Raw genomic sequence first — 17551 nt, 5'->3', positions numbered from 1 at the left:
TTCCCGACTTTTCTTCCGGGCTTTTCTTCCGGGCTTTTCTTTTAGGGCTTCTTGCCTAGTGCGCGTGAATTGCTGCAAACTCTACCGAATGGTGCTGTAGATAATCGTTGTTAAACGATCGTGGGCCCCTGTTACCAGGAGCCCACAACCGTATTCACTCAACTTCAGCAAAGACGAGAACACGCTGTTAGACATATACCGTCCTGCCATGACCTATTATGGCACAGCGTAACCTTCAACCACAACTTGAAATTGGGTGTTTTGGGAAAATTTTTTCTCAGGAAAGTATTCGAAAAATACGCACCCTAAAAGTGGTATGAAAGAGTGGAAAATTCTTTCGGCTAGTCCAGCACAAATGCGAACAATTAGCACGCTAGTGTAAGGTTTGGCGCTCCCCTGAAGCTCCCCCAAACAGCCCCGAAAAATTTTTTTAAAAGTTTTTTGAGACCCACGAAAACACCACGAAATCACCGAAATATTACGGCAATCCCGGGGTGCACGCCGCGTGCAGGCGGCGGCAGGGGTGGCGCCCAAGTGGAGCTGTAGCAGACCTGCACCAGCATGTCGCTCAGACTGAAAAGCCCCTTATCACGCAGGTATTTCTTAGTGCTCCTCGCGCTCTTCAGAGACTTCCGGAAGCAGCTCACGGGTAACTGCATCGCCCAGCAGGCGGCCCTTGAGGGTTAGTCGCACGTGGGCTTCAGGGTCAGGTTCAGCCTGAGAGGTCAAAGCGTCAGGCTCAATCAGAGCTTGAGAAACCAGCCAGCGCAGGGAGGCGCCCAGCTGCGCCTCATCGTGCACGGCGAGTAGCTCGTGCATCGCCAAGCCCTCACGCACACGAATCATGAGCATAATCGTCTCAAAAGCACGAGTGGCAGTGTCCAGCACCTCACGTGCCGCCGCCGGGGACTCCCCCGCACGCACCTTCTGCGCGTACGGCACCGGGTGCTTCACGTTCCACCAGCGGGTACCGTTCACATGCGAGTGCGCGCCGGGGCCGATGCCCCACCAGTCCTGGTTGCGCCAGTAGGCGAGGTTGTGGTCGCTGCGGGTGTCCTCGCTGCGCGAGTAGTTGGAGACCTCGTACCAGTTGTAGCCAGCTTCGGTGAGTAGCTCCTCGGCGAGCAGGTACATGTCCGCCATGAGGTCTTCGTCGGGCATGGTGTATTCGCCTCGGCGGATCTGCGCGGCAAGCTTCGTGCCGTCCTCCACGATCAACGAGTACGCGGAAATATGGTCCGGTTCGTAGGAGATTGCGGCGCGAACGCTGCGCTCCCACTGGTGCAGGGTCTCCCCCGGCGAACCGTAGATGAGGTCCACGGATACCTGCAGGCCGACCTCTTTAGCCCAGGCGACGACCTTCGGCACGTTCGACGGCGTGTGGGTGCGGTCGAGTACCTGTAGCACCTCGGGGACAACGGACTGCATGCCGAAGGATACGCGGGTGAAGCCACCGTCCTTGAGGGTTTGCAGGTCTTCGCGGGTGACGGAGTCGGGGTTCGCTTCGGTGGTGACTTCTGCGCCCTCGACGAGGCCGAATACGTCGATGGCTGCGTGCAGGATGCGTACGAGGTCGCGGGCGGGTAGTTTGGTGGGGGTGCCGCCTCCGAAGAAGACGGTGTGCATGGGGCGTTTTGCGACGCCGGATGCCTCGAGGGTGCGGGCGGCGAAGAGGATTTCTGCGATGGCATCGTCGGCGTAGGTGCCGAGGCCGATGCCGTCGCCGAAGTCTTCGGTGGCGTAGGTGTTGAAGTCGCAGTAGCCGCAGCGTACGGAGCAGAAGGGGATGTGTACGTAGAGGCTGAAGTCGCGGGTTTCGCATCCTGCCGCGCTGGTGGCGGGGATGCGCCCGTCGCGGGGTGCGGGGGCGCCGGTGGGCTGGGCGGGCATTCTGCCTCCTGGAACTAGGTGTGGCGGTTGGGGGAATCAAATATGGGCACCGCGCATGCGGCTACGCGGGTGGCATCAACAGGCGACGTATCAACGGGCAGTGTATCAACAGACAGCGTGCAGAGAACCCGGCGGTACACGAGGCACCAGCCGGGTTCTCCACAATCAACAGGTCAGCACACAGCCGGAAAAGCTACAAAGCAGCGAAAGGCTACTTCTTCTTTTCCTTCTCCTCGCTCGAAGACAGTGCCGCAATGAAGGCTTCCTGAGGAACCTCCACACGACCGACCATCTTCATGCGCTTCTTGCCTTCCTTCTGCTTCTCCAGCAGCTTACGCTTACGCGAAATATCGCCACCGTAACACTTCGAAAGAACGTCCTTACGCATCGCACGAATATTCTCGCGGGCAATAATACGCGAACCGATAGCCGCCTGAATCGGCACCTCAAACTGCTGACGAGGAATCAGCTCACGCAGCTTAGAAGTCATCATCAGGCCGTACGAGTACGCCTTATCGCGGTGAGTAATGGCGCTGAACGCGTCCACCTTCTCGCCCTGCAGCAGGATGTCGACCTTCACCAGGTCAGCCTCTTCCTCACCGTCGAACTTCCAGTCCAGTGACGCATAACCGCGGGTACGGGACTTCAACTGATCGAAGAAGTCGAACACGATCTCTGCCAGGGGCAGGCGGTAACGCATCTCCACACGATCCTCGGACAGGTAATCCATGCCGCCGATCTGGCCGCGGCGAGCCTGGCACAGCTCCATAATCGCGCCAATGTACTCGCTCGGGGCAATAATCGTACACGCCACCATGGGCTCGCGAATCGTCGCGACCTTACCCTCGGGGAATTCGCTCGGATTGGTCACGCGCTTAGCGTTACCGGCCTCATCCACCACGTCGTAAATAACGTTCGGCGCGGTCGAAATCAGGTCCAGGTTGAACTCGCGTTCCAGGCGCTCACGCACAATCTCCAGGTGCAGCAGACCCAGGAAGCCACAGCGGAAACCGAAGCCCAGAGCGGCAGAAGTCTCCGGCTCATAAATCAGCGCAGCGTCGTTAAGCTTCAGCTTATCCAGCGCGTCACGCAGCGCCGGGTAGTCCGAACCATCAATCGGGAACAGGCCAGAGAACACCATCGGCTTGGGGTCCTCGTAACCGCCCAGGGACTCCTGCGCAGGCTTCGCGGCGGAGGTGACGGTATCACCCACACGGGACTGACGGACATCCTTCACACCGGTAATGAGGTAACCCACCTCGCCCACGCCCAGGCCCTTCGACGGGACAGGCTCAGGGGAAATCACGCCGATTTCAAGCAGGTCATGCTCAGCGCCGGTAGACATCATCTTAATCTTCTGGCGCGGCTGCAGGCTACCGTCCACAACACGCACATAGGTGACCACGCCGCGGTACGAGTCGTACACCGAGTCAAAAATCATGGCACGCGCCGGGGCGGATGCGTCACCCTGCGGGGCGGGAATCGCCTCCACAATACGGTCCAGCAGAGCCTCAACACCCTCACCGGTCTTACCCGATACGCGCAGAACCTCGTCCGGCTCGCAACCAATCAGGTTCGCCAGCTCCTCAGCGTACTTATCGGGCTGAGCCGCGGGAAGGTCAATCTTGTTCAGCACCGGGATGATGGTCAGATCGTTCTCCATCGCCAGGTACAGGTTCGCCAGGGTCTGAGCCTCAATACCCTGGGCGGCGTCCACAAGCAGAAGCGCACCCTCACACGCAGCCAGGGAGCGGGACACCTCATAGGTGAAGTCCACGTGGCCGGGGGTGTCAATCATGTTCAGCGCGTAGGAGGTGCCGTCAACATCCCAGGGCATGCGCACAGCCTGGGACTTAATGGTGATACCGCGTTCACGTTCAATGTCCATGCGGTCCAGGTACTGCGCCTTCATATCGCGCGGGGCAACCACGCCGGTGGCCTGCAGCATACGGTCTGCGAGGGTGGACTTACCGTGGTCAATGTGGGCGATAATGCAGAAGTTGCGAATAATCGCGGGGTCGGTCGCCGCCGGAACGGGCGGGTTCTTCGACATGGGTGCCAATCACATCATCCTTTCGAGATGCTGGCTGCGGGTATGGGCATAGTTACCTATCATTTTCCCATACCCGCGCCATATGTGCGAACGGACCTAGCGTTCCGAAGAATCCTCCGCGGAACCCGCACCATCATCGGCAGGATTTACGCCCTCGGAGGCGCCGCTGAGGGAATCCAGGTAGCCCTCAATATCCTCGGCAATCACCTCGCCGGAGACAGTGCGCAGAGTCGAATCCATCTTCTGCTCAATCTCACGCACCAGCTCAACCTTCTCGTAGTCCTTCGCCATTTCTTCGGCGAGCTCCGCCTCCCACTCATCAGCGTGGACGCGCAGGCGGTCGTACTCCTCCGACTCGACCTTGATACCGAGGATGACTTCCAGCGCCTCGATCAGGCTCACAACCGCGCGCGGGTTCTGCTGGTCAAAGCTCAGATACCCCGGGATGCTCATACGCAACATGACCGAGGAGGACAGGCCGTGCTCGGCGGCGAGCGCAGACATCGCCATCGTCACCGAGGTAGAACCGGTGAAATACTCGTGCAGAATACCGGGGATTGCCGCCAGCTTCTCGTCGTAAGTGGTCAGCGTGTACGGGTACGGGCGGGTGTGCGCCACCTGATCCTCAAAGGTCTCAACGAAGATTGCGTGGTCCACGTGGAGCTTCTTCACGTACTTGAAGAAGCGGGTCATGAACCGCCGCAGGCACAGGCTCGGGGCGGGGCCGGTCACCACGAGCAAGCGCAGGCGGCGCTCCGGGATGGTGACCATGTTGTAGAACATCTTGGGCCACACCAGAACCGTGGATTCGGAGTCGTCGCTGTTCTGCAGCTGCGGGGCGACGGAAGCATAGTCGTAGAAGTCGTCCATGTCGAAGCCGGGGCTCTCATCGCACGGGTCGAACGCGCGGTGAATCACGTCGAGGGCATCCTCGCCGTTGCCCGGGGGTTCCTTCGCGGAGTTGAAACCGACCAGCATGACGGTCGTGTAGTTGTCCTCCTCGGAGGATTCGCCCAGGCCCAGTTTGCCAAGCAGGCCCTTCTTCGCGGGCTGTTCTGTGGAGGCGGGCTTGGCGAAAGCGTCAAAGAGTCGGGCGGGCGGGAAGTTCGGCTGGCTCATCGTTGTCCTTAGCTCGTGGTCGGTGGTTGTGTGGTGTGTATCGGCGGTGCTCTCGCGTTTTCCCCGGCGCTGCGTGCAACGCCGCTTAGAGCGCTCATGATAGGCGCGGGCGGTGTGCGGTACCGCCGATAGTTCCCACTATACGGGCTCCCGCGCGACCCGCAAGCGGTTTCGTCACCGGGCGGGCGCCTCCATAGGAATGGGTACACAAAAGCCCCGTGCACGCACACCGTGCACAGGGCTTCTAATTATATAAATCTAACGCTCTAGGAGGTCTAGATGAGCCTCATAGTCGAACTCTTCAGTAGCGTAAGTCCACATACTCTCTACCAAATCATCAGGCATAAATTCATGATCCGCCAGCACCGCAACATCATACGGAAAAGTAACCTTTTGCTTCACAAAATCACCAATAACGCTAGCAAGAGCCAACTCCCACTCACCCGCATTATCAAATTCTTCGACAAAAGGTCGCGTCCGCTCCTCCAGGGCACGGGTTCGCATAACAGCGGATAGAATCTTAGCTTTTTCCCAATCCAACATAGTCTTCAGCTTCTTTATTCTCAATCGGATAAAAGCTCCGTACAGTGGAAAACTCAAAAATGGGTACACAAAAGCCCCTCACACGCACACCGTGCACAGGGCTTTCGCAGTATCCTAACGCTCTAACAAATCAAGATGAGCCTCGTAATCAAAATCCTCAGTAGCAAGTTCCCGAATTCTCGCGTAATCCTCATCATCGAAATACTCAAAATCTAAATACTTCAAAACAACCTTCGGGAAATGTGCCCCCTGCTTTAAAAAGCAACTGACCGCAGCAATAATAGCTTGGTCCCATTCCTCAGTCCGGGCATATTCTCCCACCCATTTACGACTAATATCAGGCATCGGCATAGTTAGAAGATACTTTGCGATGATTTCTTCTTCCATGCTTTACCCTTTTTACCAGGTTTTTATAGGGAAAATTGACAACACATCTATTTTACCTAGATGTTCTGGATCCTTTGCAAGCTTTGCGGCAACTCTTACAAGGCCTATCTCTGGAACGTCTACAACTGCAATATATTGGTGTCGGTTATCCGGGCTCTTCATAAACTCAGTATTTTTCACAGCATATAAAAGGACATCTGCAATCTCATCAGGAGAAAGACCCCTAAACCATGTACGTCCCGACTTATTCTCACCGTGGCGCTTCAACAAAGGTATGGGTGGTTCGGCGAGGTGAAGACCTGCTAACCCTGACTGCAAAAACTGGCATCTCCAAGAGTAAACTCAGCCGACCTGTATATCGGTCAGAAGGATCACTCCCCGTCCGTGACCTCAAAACCATCTGTGACGCACTCAACGTGGACATGACGGTCATTATCTCTGCGGCAGACAACGCAATGCGAGAACAAGTGGCCGCTCCTCTTACCGATGCTCAATTGGCTGCTGAGATTCTCGCGAGGGCTAAATCAGCGACCAAGTCGGGTTACCGTCTTGTCGCCCACCCTGCTGACCATGTCCTTACTGACGATTCAAGCTGGGGTGCATAATGCGCTCCGTACCCTCGAATGAATCAAAGCGAGGAAACCGCAGGGGAACTGGTCCTGCAAGCCGTTTCAGCCAATTGCTAAACGAAGAACTACGTGCGGCACAATCTCGCAGGCGCTTGACGTTGCGAGCGTTGGAAGATCTCACTGGGTGAGTCGTAATCGGCTTTCCCTTACTCTGAACCTTGACTCCTCGCCTCTGAATACAAATAAGCTCAATCCGGGGGAAGTCTGCTTCCGTGTTGGGCGGGTAGACCACCCAGCCGGTGTTGTTCTTTTCGATGACCCCTTCTTTGACGATGATTTTGCGTAGGCTCTCATCGAGTAGGTCGAGGACCTCTTCTGTGGTCATGGGCTTGTCCGGGCGGTGGTCTCGAGGTGCTGGAGACAGAATAAACCCCCGATGCGCAGTGGTTGGCGCATCGGGGGTTTACAAACTTCACCGATTTGTTCAACATTCAGAGAGGTAATGCCGAGTGCCCTGTGTCGTTCCGACAGGAGATGTTCATATCGTACCAGGTTCGCACAGAACTTTTTCCGTGGCGGCTTCACCTGGACGGCCACTCGAACCAGGGGTTCTCCCCCGGAATGCGGATATGCGGCACCACGCCGGATAGATCGGGCAGGTCTAGGTGAAGAGTCTTCAGCAGGATTGTCAGCACTACCCACACGAGAAACGCACGTAATACCAAATCAAGCCAGAAGACAACACGTTCTCTCTTCTCGTAGATCATTGCATAATTCTTTGTACTATCCCTGTCATCTACGAATCTCGATTGGGCGTATAGTTCCCAGAGCCATAGGAAAGGAGCTATAAGTTTGAGCGCTTGGAAGCTATCGAACGTCCCTTGTGGTGCCGGTTCACCTTTCGTCTGGAATATACCAGAGTGGTTGTTCTCCCCCTCTGCGCCCTTCTGGTTCTTTGGCTGTTTCTCCTCGGTGACTTCTTCCACGGGTACAGTCTTAGGTATTGATGTACCAGAGTGGTTGTTCTCCCCCTCTGCGCCCTTCTGGTTCTTTGGCTGTTTCTTCTCGGTGACTTCTTCCACGGTTACAGTCCCAAGTATTTCTTATACGTGGAATCGTTCTTGATTGCTGCGAACGGGATCGGGTCACCTTCCCCGGCTTCATCATTCCAAGTTTGAGACCATGCAGAGCCTTCTGCATGAGAGATAGTCACAAGCTGACTCGGGGTCTTCCCAACCGTTGCGTCCCATACGCGGTTCAGAGTTCGCTCAAAAGCAGGATTTTCTGCAACCGTCACCTTGAGGATATAACCCTGGCTATCAGTCGCGTAGTCAGTAATCGGGTTAGCACGAAACGGCTTGAACTCCTGGTAAATTGCCGGAACGACAGGACCATACGCCCACGCTTGGAAATTATCCAGCATGAGGTTCTCACCGCCGGTCTCCTTTGCATACTCAGAGGTCAAGAAATACATAACCTTCTGCAACTTCAAAGGGGTAAGCGACTTGCCGGTCATCTTCGACCTTTCGATAAGGGTATTCGCCACTGCGAAAGCTGGATACGACATGTGCACTCCTCTAGGGTTCTTGTGGTCAGTGTACCTACATTTTATATTCATCTTCCCCCACTCTGTGCCCAGACACGGTGCTAAGAGAGCAAATACACAACCATTTCTGAGAGGAGAAACCATGCCATGCGAGCGCCTTCCGTTCGGCACCCACGGCACCATCACTCTCACCAACACTAAGGCTGGTACGTGGCAAGCGTCTACCTACTATAGGGGGCTTGACGGGGTGCGTCGCCGTTTGCGCAGGACTGCTTCGACTCGTACTCATGCGGAGATTGCTCTGCGTGAGTATGCTGCGGTGATTCTTACTGCGTCGGGTACGGTGCTGAGCCCGCATTCCACGGTGGCTAATGCGGTGCGTGTGTGGTGGGATGAGTGGAATGCGGAGCGGGAACACCCCTCGGACACTATCAGCAGGTACCAGATTCTGCTCGATAAGCATCTACTCCCCTGGTTTGGGGCTCTGCGCCTGCTTGAGTGTACCCCCTCGCTGATTCAGGCTCACCTGTCTGAGGCAGCCAAGAGTACCGGTGCGCCCACGTTAAAGGTGGTGCGGTCGCTTCTGGGGCAGGTTTTCGATACTGCTATCCGTCACGATGCTATCTCCCGGAATCCTGCAAAGGCTACGAAGGGCATCAACCCGGTGAAGAAGCCTGTGCAGGTGTTGAGCATGGAGCAGGTGCAGTAGCTGCGTGCGTGCTTTACTGGTGCACCTATGGGGTTGGATGTACTGGTGGAGATTCTTCTAGTTACCGGCGCGCGTATTGGTGAGGCGCTGGGCATGTGCTGGGAGGGTTTGGAGCGGCGTGGTGTGGCATGTGACTGGGACAGTTATCCGTGATTCCGGTCGGGTGTACAGGCAGGAGCACCTCAAGCACGCACAGGATCTGGCTGTGTGGCTCCCCGAGTTCTTGATTGAGGCGCTGCGTCGCCACGCAGGAGGTGATTGGGGGTCTCTGAGTGGTCCCGTGCTCCCCCACCCTGCGCATGGAGGTTATAGGGATCGCGTGAATATTGCTGGACAGTGGGATAGGGCTTTGAAGGGTAGCGGTATTGAGTGGGTTCGCCCGCATGCGCTACGGAAGACGGTTGCTACGTTGCTGGTGCGTGAGAGTGGTGTGAGTGCGGGTGCTGCGCAGCTGGGTAATACGGAGGCTATTTTGGCGAAGCATTATGTGGCTCATGACCCTGTGGCGCCTGATTCTACTGCCATTTTGGAGGTACTCAGTCCATAATGTTTTGTTTGAAGGTACCCTCATTGTGGACACATCGCCTATTTTGGGTACAAAGAAACCCCCTGCGTTCCCCTTAGAGGAGGGGGAACACAGGGGGTCTCTGCCCTTAAACCAGAGAGGTACTTAGGTACCCCGCAAGTTTTAGAAAGCCTTGTTTACCAGCGCAGCAAGACCGGACTTCTTGTTTGCAGCGGTCTTCTTGTGCAGAACACCCTTGGAAACAGCCTTGTCCAGCTTACGGTTCACAAAACGCAGAGCCTCAACAGCAGCTTCCTTGTTCTGTGCCTCAACAGCAGCCTTGACCTTGCGGGTCGCGGTCTTCAGCTCGGACTTTACAATGTTGTTGCGCAGGCGAGCCTTCTCGTTGGTGAGGATACGCTTCTTCTGAGACTTAATGTTAGCCACAATTAAACTTTCTGTTTTGTCTTATTGGTCGGTGAGGGCGACGCTGGCCGATCATCGACTGAGCGGCGTGGGGATGCCTATGGCAACCGGCCAGCAGTGCCCGATGACCATCGGACACTCAACCACACATAATACCAGATGAACAGCCTCCACGACAGACCCTCGCGGAGAGAAAAATACTGTGAAAACCGCTACACGCATCTTCCACATCTAACGCCGGTCGCCCAAACAGGTTCCCGGCGTAAAGCACAGGATGCTAGCCGTTACGGCGAGCCCACGCACGCTCAATCAGGCGGAACGTATCCTCCGGCATAATCGCGCCCTCACGGCGCATCGCATCCGGGCGAACACGAATCACACGGTTCAGCTTCACCTCAGAGGCGCGGCCCTGCGGATCCCACTGACCCGAACCAATATCAAGGTAGTTCGAATCAGCGTGCTCACGGTTATTGTGGTCCTTGCTGGTCATCATCAGCGCCAGCAGGTACTCACCGTCACGACCCACCAGGATCACCGGGCGGTCCTTACCCTGCGAGTGGTCCTCCTCGAAGGGAACCCACGTCCACACGATTTCACCCGGGTCAGCGTCGCCATCCAGGGAGGGCGAGTACTCAAAGTTAATCATGTCGCGGTAATCGCCCGGGTAATCCGAACCCGCAGAAGCGGAGGCGGTGCTTGCCGAATGAGTCGAAGCGGAAGGCTTCGGGGCGCTCGGCTTAGGCGCCGAAGAGCCGGAGGTACGAGCCTCACGCTGACGAGATTCATCCTTGCGGGATTCACTCTTCTGGGAGGACTCGGAGCCGCCCTTAGACGCAGTAGCGTCGTTGAGGGCATCCTCTGCCGCCTTCTGCAGGAAGGGCAGCAGGGCAAAGAAAATTTTCTTCAGAATTTCGAGCATGGGCTCTATTATGCACTACAGGCGCGGAGGTAGAGCAATCGCCAAAACAGCCTGCTCCACCGCATACACCGCGTCCTGCGACTCGCCCTTCAGCTGGGCGTCCGCATCAGCCAAAAGCTGCACAATATGCGCCAACTGGGCGCCGGTAAAACGGCGGCCGTCACGCTGAGCCTGCTCAACCTGCCACGGTGACATGCCCACCTCACGCGCCAGTTCGTTAGCGCTCATACGCACGTGGTGTACGCGCGCAATATTGCGGATACGCATGGCGAGCGCGCCCAGCATCGGAATCGGCTCCGTGCCGGTGGCAAGGGAGTGGCGGAGCAGACGCAGAGCCTCCGGGGCGTTACCGGAAATCGCGGCGTCACTCACACGGAACGCGGTGACTTCGGTGCGGCCGCCGTAGTAGCGGTTCACCGCCTCCTCAGTGATTTCGCCGGGTACGTCTGAGAGCAGCTGCTGGCATGCGGCGGCAAGCTCAGCAGTGTCGGAGGCGGCGGCAGTCAGCAACGCCAGGGCGCCGCCGGTAATGGGGCGCTGAGCTGCTGCGAACTCCCCCGCCAAGAACTCGCTCTTTTCCCGGTCGGTCTTGAGCGCCTTGCAGTTAATGAGCACGAACTGGGAGCGCACCAGGTCGATGAGCTTCTTGCCGCGGTTACCGCCCGAGTGGTTCAGAATGAGCATGATGTCGGGCTCGGGGGCGTTCAGGTAGGCGAGCGTATCGGTCAAAAACTCGTCGCTCATGGAGGCGAGGTTCTCAACCTCAATGATCTTTGCCGAACCGAACAGGGAGGGCGAAGCGTGCAGGATCAGCTCCCCCGCCGTGTAGGTGGCGGCGTTAATCTGAACGCGGTCCACCTCCGGGTGGATGCTACGGAACAGCTCACGCAGGCGTGCCGCAGCGCGGGAAGCAAAGTACTCCTCCGGGCCGTAGAGCATGACGGCGGGTGCCGGGGTGACGGTACGCCACGCGGTGTCGAGGGCGGGGCCGCCTCGGCGGGCGTAGCCTCGGGAACCACCACGCTGGGTTGAACGCTTACGCTCGGACACGCTTATCACTCGCCTTTATCTGCAGGGTACGGGCTGAACTCGACCCCGATGCGCACGGGGGTGCTGCGCGGGTAGAGTCTCGAGTATCCATCATAGCGTTTTCTTCTCGGATGCCTCCTAGCGGTGGTTAGGGGTAGTCGGTCAGGGTTAGATGCCCGCAGTTAGTCGGTTAGGAACGGGCGGGCTGATGGGAGCGCTGATAGGAGGGCGCAGTCGGCTGCACCACCCGCAAATACTGCCGGTGCGTAACCGCACGGTAGCGGCGCGCATCCACCCACCACAGAGCAATGCTCAACGCCAGCACGCAGAGGGCACTACACACCACCGCGGGCACGCTCGAACCGGGCTCCCACGGGTTACCCGGCGCGTGTGCGGCAGTGTGCGCCGCCCACTCGATGCCCTGCGCGGCAAGACCACCGGCACGCAGGCACATATCCGCTGCAGTGGGCAGACCCAGGAGCATAAATCCGAGCGCCGCCAGCCCAGCGAGCATACTCAACGGCGCCAAAGGAGCGGCAAGCAGATTCGCCGGAACCGAGTAGAGCGGCACTTTACCGCTCATTGCCAAAATCAGCGGGGTGCACCACAGGGACGCCACGATCGGCGCGGCGAGCATTTCCGCGCAGAACACCGGCATGAGGCGCATGAGCAGACGAATCAGCGGAGGACCCAACAGAATCAGCGCCGAGGTTGCCGTCACCGACAGGGCGAACCCCATGTCCACGGCGAGGTGCGGGGCGGCAAGCAGACACATCAGCACCGTAGTCTGCAAAGCCGCTAGGGACTGGCGACCCGAACCGCACAGCATCGCGTACGCACCGAGCAGACCCATGGCGAGGGAACGAATCACCGAACCTTCAGAGTCCAGCAGCATGGCGTAGGCGAGCACCGCCGCAACCCCGCACAGCACCATGACGCGGTGCGGAATGGCGAGGGTGCTCAACCGGTGCACGAGCGGCGGCAGGGTGTAGGTGTTTGGCGGGGTAGGTTGTTGAGGGTGGGCAGGGCGGCGAGAATGAGCCGCGCCTCTCCCCCGCAACCGCTGCATCCAGGAACAGAACAGCAGGTATGCGCTGGCGAAACGGTACGGACGAACCGCCAACACCAGCCGGTACGCACCCAAAAACACAATGGCAATATTCGCCCCGGACACCGCCGTAATATGGCTGAGCCCGCTGAGCTTATACTCCTCCCGCGCGGTGGAACTCATCAGCGAATCATCCCCGTAGGCAGTGCCCAAAACTAGCGCCGCCGACTCCGTGCCGAGAGTGTCCAGGGCGCGGGTGCGTAGCTGCTCTTTGAGCGTGGACAGGTACGGTTCCGCCGCCGTCCGGTTGGTAGCGTTCGATCCGGCACCGTAGGCGGGCGCGGGAAAAATAGTCGCGCCGCTCAGCTTCGCCGTGGCGCCGTTGAACTCCACCGTGCCGAGGGCGGTCACCTTCATGCCTGGATAAATCGCCTGCGAGCGCACGGTGCCGCTCCCCTGTTGTTGAGTCGCCGAACTCGCCGCCGAACGTGCCTCTAGACGCTGCGCGGTACTCTTTGCTGAACCGTCACGCCGATACACGCGCACCCGCTCATTCACCAGCGCACGCACGCTCCGCCCCTGAATTTCCTCCAGCTTAATAACCACCAGAGTAGTTCGCGGATCCACGCGGCGAACCTGCTCCACCGTGCCATTCAGACGAAGCGAGGCACCCTGCGCCTGCTGCAGCGTGGCGCGGGATGCATCCACCCCCGTAGCGCACAAAAGCACCGCCTGAACCGTGACAATACACGCCAGAAAAACCAGCTGACCGGTCGTGCGAAAGAGCAGGCTGTAGGGCATCACCGCACGCGGCGGAAAGAACAGCAGAATCGCCAGGCACCCCAGCAGAGCAATGAGCACACACGCCAGCGGATGCACCACCCGCCACGTTCCCACAGTCAGCGCCGCCGCGGTAAAAGCCCACAGCGCCAGCACCGTAAAACTCAGGCGAAAGTCCAGGTGAATGAGGCTTCCCTGGGCGCGCAGCTCCTGCTCATCACGGCGGGTACGCCATTTTTCAGCGCCGATGCTCCAGCGGTAGCGGGCACAGTCATACGCCGTAGCCGCAGACCGGGTGAGGCGCCGGGTGAGGCACAAGGAACCGGGAAAGAGTTCCCGCTCCCCTGCCTGCAAGCGGTTCGGCCTGCGGTTCTGGCGGCGGTTCTTCCGGTGCATTAGACCGTCACCAGCGGACGCAGATTCTCCAGCATCGACGGACCAATGCCGGGCACCGCATCCAACTCATCCACGCTATGGAAACCGCCGTGCGCCTCACGCCAGGCAATAATGCGCTGAGCCATTGCCGGACCAATACGCGGCAGGGTCTGTAGCTCCTCAGCGGTGGCGGTGTTAATGTTCACCGGGGTTGAGCCCTTCTGCGCGCTGCCTGCAGGAGTTAGCGTGCGTGCAGGATGAGGCTGAGTGCCACCCTGCGAAGCGCCGTTCTGCGATGCACCATTCGCCGCGTTACCCTGACCCGCATTCGCCGTGCCACCGTTGGGCTGAATCTGCGCCGGAGCAGCCGTCTCACCACGATGCGGCACATAAATCTGCACCCCGTCACTGAGCGCACCGGCAAGGTTCACGCGGTCCAGGTCAGCATCCGCTGCGGCACCGGAGGCGGCGGCAATCGCATCCACGGCACGACCCTGCGCGGGCAGCGTGTACACGCCGGGGTTGTTCACGGCACCCGCCACGTGTACCCGCACGGTAGCCTCACCGGAGGCGCCACCCTGCGCGGATTCACTCGGATGAGCGCCCGGCTGGGCAGTAGATTGAGCAGCGGACTGGGCGCCGGGGCTCTGCTGGGCACCCACCGCCTGCACCGACTCGGCAGAAGCGCCCGGGGAGGCGACCTGCTCGGCACGCGGCGCCGCCGAAAACTGGGTCACACCCCACACCACGGCAACCAACGCCAACACCGCCACCAGAAGCAGCACGCGCGGCGACAAGCCCCAACGGGCACTGCGGGTGGTGCCGGGCTGATCGGCCTGCTCCCACTCCGCCCAGTCGTCCACCTCGTTCCAATCGGGCTGCTGATCCCAGTCAGCCCAACCATTCGACTCCGGCTGGGATGCCGTGGGCTTGCTGGTAGGTACAGGGTCGCCGGTAGGTACGGGCTGGCTCGCCCTGGGCTGTGCGGTGCCGGGCTGAGAAGAATTAGGCAGCGAAAATTCAGGCTGCGGTGCCTCAGCTTCTTCGGCAGCTACCTCCGCGGGCGTTATCTCAGCGGCGATAGCCAGCGGCACGGTGTCCTCGGCATCTGGCGCACCGTTCTTGCGGGCGCGCGGGCTACGGTAGAGGCTGTTCATCAGGGAGCGGGCGCTACGCTGCGCGCCGCCCTGCTGGGGCGCGTTGTCTTGTGCAGTGTTCGGGTTCTGCAGGTGGTTCTGCTCGTGGTTGGGGGTCATGCTCGTCATACCCCTACCCTAGGCTCACGCGCGCGAACGCACGAGCGCACGCAAAGAACCTGTGGATAACTCCCCTCGCACAACGCGAAAGGGGCCATCCACAGGCTCATTTTTGAAAAATATGCGGTTTTTGTTCAAAAACAGCGGGTTATGGTTTGTCACAAAACCGTCACAAACACCTCAGCCACACGAGCTTCCCGCACCGTTTAAGAGCAGAATCTAGCCCTCGCTTAGTCCTCGCGCGGAAGCTCAGTACCCGGAACACCCAGCTCCGAAGCACGCTTATCAGCCATCACCAGCAGGCGACGAATACGGCCCGCAATCGCGTCCTTCGTCATCGGCGGATCAGCCAGACGACCCAGCTCATCCAACGACGCATGCTTATGCAGCACACGCAGCTCACCGGCATAGCGCAGATGATCCGGCGCCTCATGGCCCAGAATCTGCAGGGCACGCTCCACGCGGGCGCTCGCCGCAACAGCCGCCTGAGCGCTACGGCGCAGGTTCGCATCATCAAAATTCGCCAGACGGTTCGCAGTCGCACGAACTTCCTTGCGGGTGCGCGCCTCACGCCACGTGGTCAGGGTGCCGGTCGCGCCCATACGCTCCAGCAGCTGCGAAATCGTCTCGCCGTCACGCACCACCACACGGTCGGTGCCGCGCACCTCGCGTGCCTTCGCAATAATGTCCAGGCGACGAGCCGCACCCACCAGCGCAAGCGCAGCCTCCGGACCGGGGCAGGTAATCTCCAGTGAGGAGGAACGACCCGGCTCAGTCAGCGAACCGTGCGCCAGGAACGCACCGCGCATGACCGCCTCGGCGTCCTGCAGGGAGCCGTTCACCACAGCCGGCGGCAGGCCACGCACCGGGCGGCCACGCAGATCCAGTAGACCGGTCTGGCGAGCCAGCGCCTCACCGCCGTGATCCACACGCACAATGTAGCGGCCGCCTCGACGCAGGCCACCACCGCTGACGCTGGTCAGCTCAGAGTCGTGGCCGTAAATCTCCGCGATGGTGCGGCGCATGCGGTGGGCGGTTGCCTCGTGGTCGACCTCAGACTCCACCACGATTCGCCCCGAGACAATGTGCAGGCCTCCGGTAAAACGCAGAATCGTAGAGATTTCTGCCTTACGAGCAGAGACTTTCGTTGCCTCGTAGTTGGCGAGTTCGTCCTTGACGAGCGTGGTTAATGCCATGAACAGGTCCTTCTAGGCGTAGTGTTTAAGTCTAAAAATCAGGAAAAAGGGCGCACATAACAGCCAGCTCAAGCAACGCACTTGAGCAGCAAACCCAAGCCAGTAAACCTAGGAGCTCAGCTCAAACGCTTCGTTATACGCAGCCGCAAGCTTCAGCGGGTCGTGCACATTCGGCTGGGAGCTCGAACGCAGATGCGCCCACACAACCTTCGCACCCATCGCAGAAGCCTCACGCTCCAGCTCGGAACGGTGGTCCGCCTGCATGTCGGCGTCAGCAATCACTGCGTCGAGGTGCAGCTTCGGGGCGTACTGGCGCAGCAAATCCAGGTGAGTCGCCGGGGTGAAGCCGACCGTCTCCTTATCGTCGGAGAGGTTCATGACCACGCAGCGGCGCGCCTCCGTGCGAATAATCGCCTCACGCTGAGCGTCCAGCAGCAGATGCGGCAGAACCGAAGTACGCCACGAACCCGGACCCAAAACAATCCAGTCGGATTCCTCAATAGCGGAGAGCGCCTCCGGGCAGGGGCGAGCATTCTCAGGGGTCAGACCGATATCGTGAACGCGCTCCTCCTTAGAGAGGTTCACCTGACCGGTCACCTTCACGCGCTCAATACCGCCGCCGTTATGCTCACGCAACACGGTACCGTAAATGACCATCGGGTCCAGCGCCATCGGCAGCACGCGGCCGCGCGCATTCAGCAGCGCACCAGCCCAGTCCAGACCGGCAACCGGATCATCCAGCAGCTGCCAGAGAGTAGCAATCAGCAGGTTACCGAGCGCGTGATAGTCCAGCGGGAACTCGCCCTCGTAACCCTCCGGCGCGCTAAAACGATGCTGCATCACATCACGCCACGTGCGACCCCAATCGGTGTCATCACACAGCGCAGAAAGCGCCATACGCAAGTCCCCCGGAGGGAGAATACCCATCTCCTCACGTAAACGACCCGACGAACCGCCATCGTCAGCAACCGTCACAACAGCCGTCAAATCAGGCGTGACGTGGCGCAACGCAGACAGGGAACCATACAGCCCGTGACCGCCGCCCATCGCCGTGACCTTCGGCGAACGGTGCGTGGTCTTCAACAGGCGCAACGCCTGAGTCGGCAGAGCCGGCAGGCGCGGAATACCCTGAGTGTCATAACTGGTCGAATGGGTGGACATAGTAATACCTCACATACCCGGAAGGAATGGTATGCCGGCC

The 17551-nt window shown here is 59.3% G+C and carries 16 protein-coding genes; 2 read left to right on the top strand and 14 right to left on the bottom strand.

What is annotated here, in order from left to right; all coding sequences use genetic code 11:
• Positions 1-603 precede the first annotated feature (603 nt).
• The 7 genes from hemW to HMPREF2879_RS07795 form a co-directional block, all read right to left on the bottom strand.
• Positions 604-1890 (bottom strand): radical SAM family heme chaperone HemW, encoded by a 1287-nt coding sequence (hemW, locus tag HMPREF2879_RS07825; protein WP_070635198.1) that lies wholly within the window; start codon positions 1888-1890, stop codon positions 604-606.
• A gap of 211 nt (positions 1891-2101) precedes the next feature.
• On the bottom strand, positions 2102-3943 hold the full coding sequence (gene lepA / locus HMPREF2879_RS07820) for a translation elongation factor 4 (RefSeq protein WP_371260001.1): 1842 nt from the start codon (positions 3941-3943) through the stop codon (positions 2102-2104).
• A gap of 96 nt (positions 3944-4039) precedes the next feature.
• Positions 4040-5062 carry a PAC2 family protein gene (locus tag HMPREF2879_RS07815; protein ID WP_070635197.1) on the bottom strand — a complete coding sequence of 341 codons (1023 nt, stop codon included), beginning with the start codon at positions 5060-5062 and terminating at the stop codon, positions 4040-4042.
• A gap of 258 nt (positions 5063-5320) precedes the next feature.
• The gene (locus HMPREF2879_RS07810) at positions 5321-5605 is read right to left on the bottom strand and encodes a hypothetical protein (RefSeq protein ID WP_049353062.1); all 285 of its coding nucleotides are present in this window, start codon (positions 5603-5605) and stop codon (positions 5321-5323) included.
• A gap of 114 nt (positions 5606-5719) precedes the next feature.
• The gene (locus HMPREF2879_RS07805) at positions 5720-5992 is read right to left on the bottom strand and encodes a hypothetical protein (RefSeq protein ID WP_070635196.1); all 273 of its coding nucleotides are present in this window, start codon (positions 5990-5992) and stop codon (positions 5720-5722) included.
• Between the two features lie 1150 nt (positions 5993-7142).
• A complete protein-coding gene (locus HMPREF2879_RS07800) occupies positions 7143-7643 on the bottom strand; it encodes a hypothetical protein (protein ID WP_070635195.1) in 501 nt (166 codons plus the stop codon).
• 2 nt (positions 7644-7645) lie between these two features.
• Positions 7646-8128 (bottom strand): Panacea domain-containing protein, encoded by a 483-nt coding sequence (locus tag HMPREF2879_RS07795; protein WP_070635194.1) that lies wholly within the window; start codon positions 8126-8128, stop codon positions 7646-7648.
• A 121-nt stretch (positions 8129-8249) separates the two neighbouring features.
• Between HMPREF2879_RS07795 and HMPREF2879_RS07790 the strand changes: the two genes are divergently transcribed.
• Together HMPREF2879_RS07790 and HMPREF2879_RS07785 are read left to right on the top strand one after the other, a co-directional pair.
• On the top strand, positions 8250-8816 hold the full coding sequence (locus HMPREF2879_RS07790; protein ID WP_070635193.1) for a phage integrase central domain-containing protein: 567 nt from the start codon (positions 8250-8252) through the stop codon (positions 8814-8816).
• A gap of 130 nt (positions 8817-8946) precedes the next feature.
• Complete coding sequence (locus HMPREF2879_RS07785) at positions 8947-9363, top strand: site-specific integrase (RefSeq protein WP_141753033.1); 417 nt, start codon at positions 8947-8949, stop codon at positions 9361-9363.
• Positions 9364-9504: 141 nt separating this feature from the next.
• Here the strand turns inward: HMPREF2879_RS07785 and rpsT are convergent, their stop codons facing one another.
• The 7 genes from rpsT to yvcK form a co-directional block, all read right to left on the bottom strand.
• Complete coding sequence (gene rpsT / locus HMPREF2879_RS07780) at positions 9505-9768, bottom strand: 30S ribosomal protein S20 (protein WP_049349792.1); 264 nt, start codon at positions 9766-9768, stop codon at positions 9505-9507.
• A gap of 256 nt (positions 9769-10024) precedes the next feature.
• On the bottom strand, positions 10025-10666 hold the full coding sequence (locus tag HMPREF2879_RS07775; protein ID WP_070635191.1) for a type II toxin-antitoxin system PemK/MazF family toxin: 642 nt from the start codon (positions 10664-10666) through the stop codon (positions 10025-10027).
• A gap of 15 nt (positions 10667-10681) precedes the next feature.
• A complete protein-coding gene (gene holA / locus HMPREF2879_RS07770; protein WP_070604306.1) occupies positions 10682-11716 on the bottom strand; it encodes a DNA polymerase III subunit delta in 1035 nt (344 codons plus the stop codon).
• 169 nt (positions 11717-11885) lie between these two features.
• Entirely contained in the window at positions 11886-13841 is a 1956-nt protein-coding gene (locus tag HMPREF2879_RS07765) for a ComEC/Rec2 family competence protein (RefSeq protein WP_246822935.1), read from the bottom strand.
• Between the two features lie 77 nt (positions 13842-13918).
• Positions 13919-15163: a ComEA family DNA-binding protein gene (locus tag HMPREF2879_RS07760; RefSeq protein WP_070635189.1), complete on the bottom strand. Its 1245-nt coding sequence runs from the start codon at positions 15161-15163 to the stop codon at positions 13919-13921.
• A gap of 221 nt (positions 15164-15384) precedes the next feature.
• Entirely contained in the window at positions 15385-16350 is a 966-nt protein-coding gene (gene whiA / locus HMPREF2879_RS07755; protein WP_005505961.1) for a DNA-binding protein WhiA, read from the bottom strand.
• 108 nt (positions 16351-16458) lie between these two features.
• Positions 16459-17511, bottom strand: coding sequence for a gluconeogenesis factor YvcK family protein (yvcK, locus tag HMPREF2879_RS07750; protein WP_070635188.1), 1053 nt, complete (start codon positions 17509-17511; stop codon positions 16459-16461).
• Positions 17512-17551 lie beyond the last annotated feature (40 nt).

This window comes from Rothia sp. HMSC069C04 (assembly GCF_001812895.1).
In the GTDB taxonomy this organism is placed as follows: domain Bacteria; phylum Actinomycetota; class Actinomycetes; order Actinomycetales; family Micrococcaceae; genus Rothia.
The sequence above is the reverse complement of the archived record's forward strand: the minus strand, read 5'-3'. Positions and strand labels throughout refer to the sequence as shown.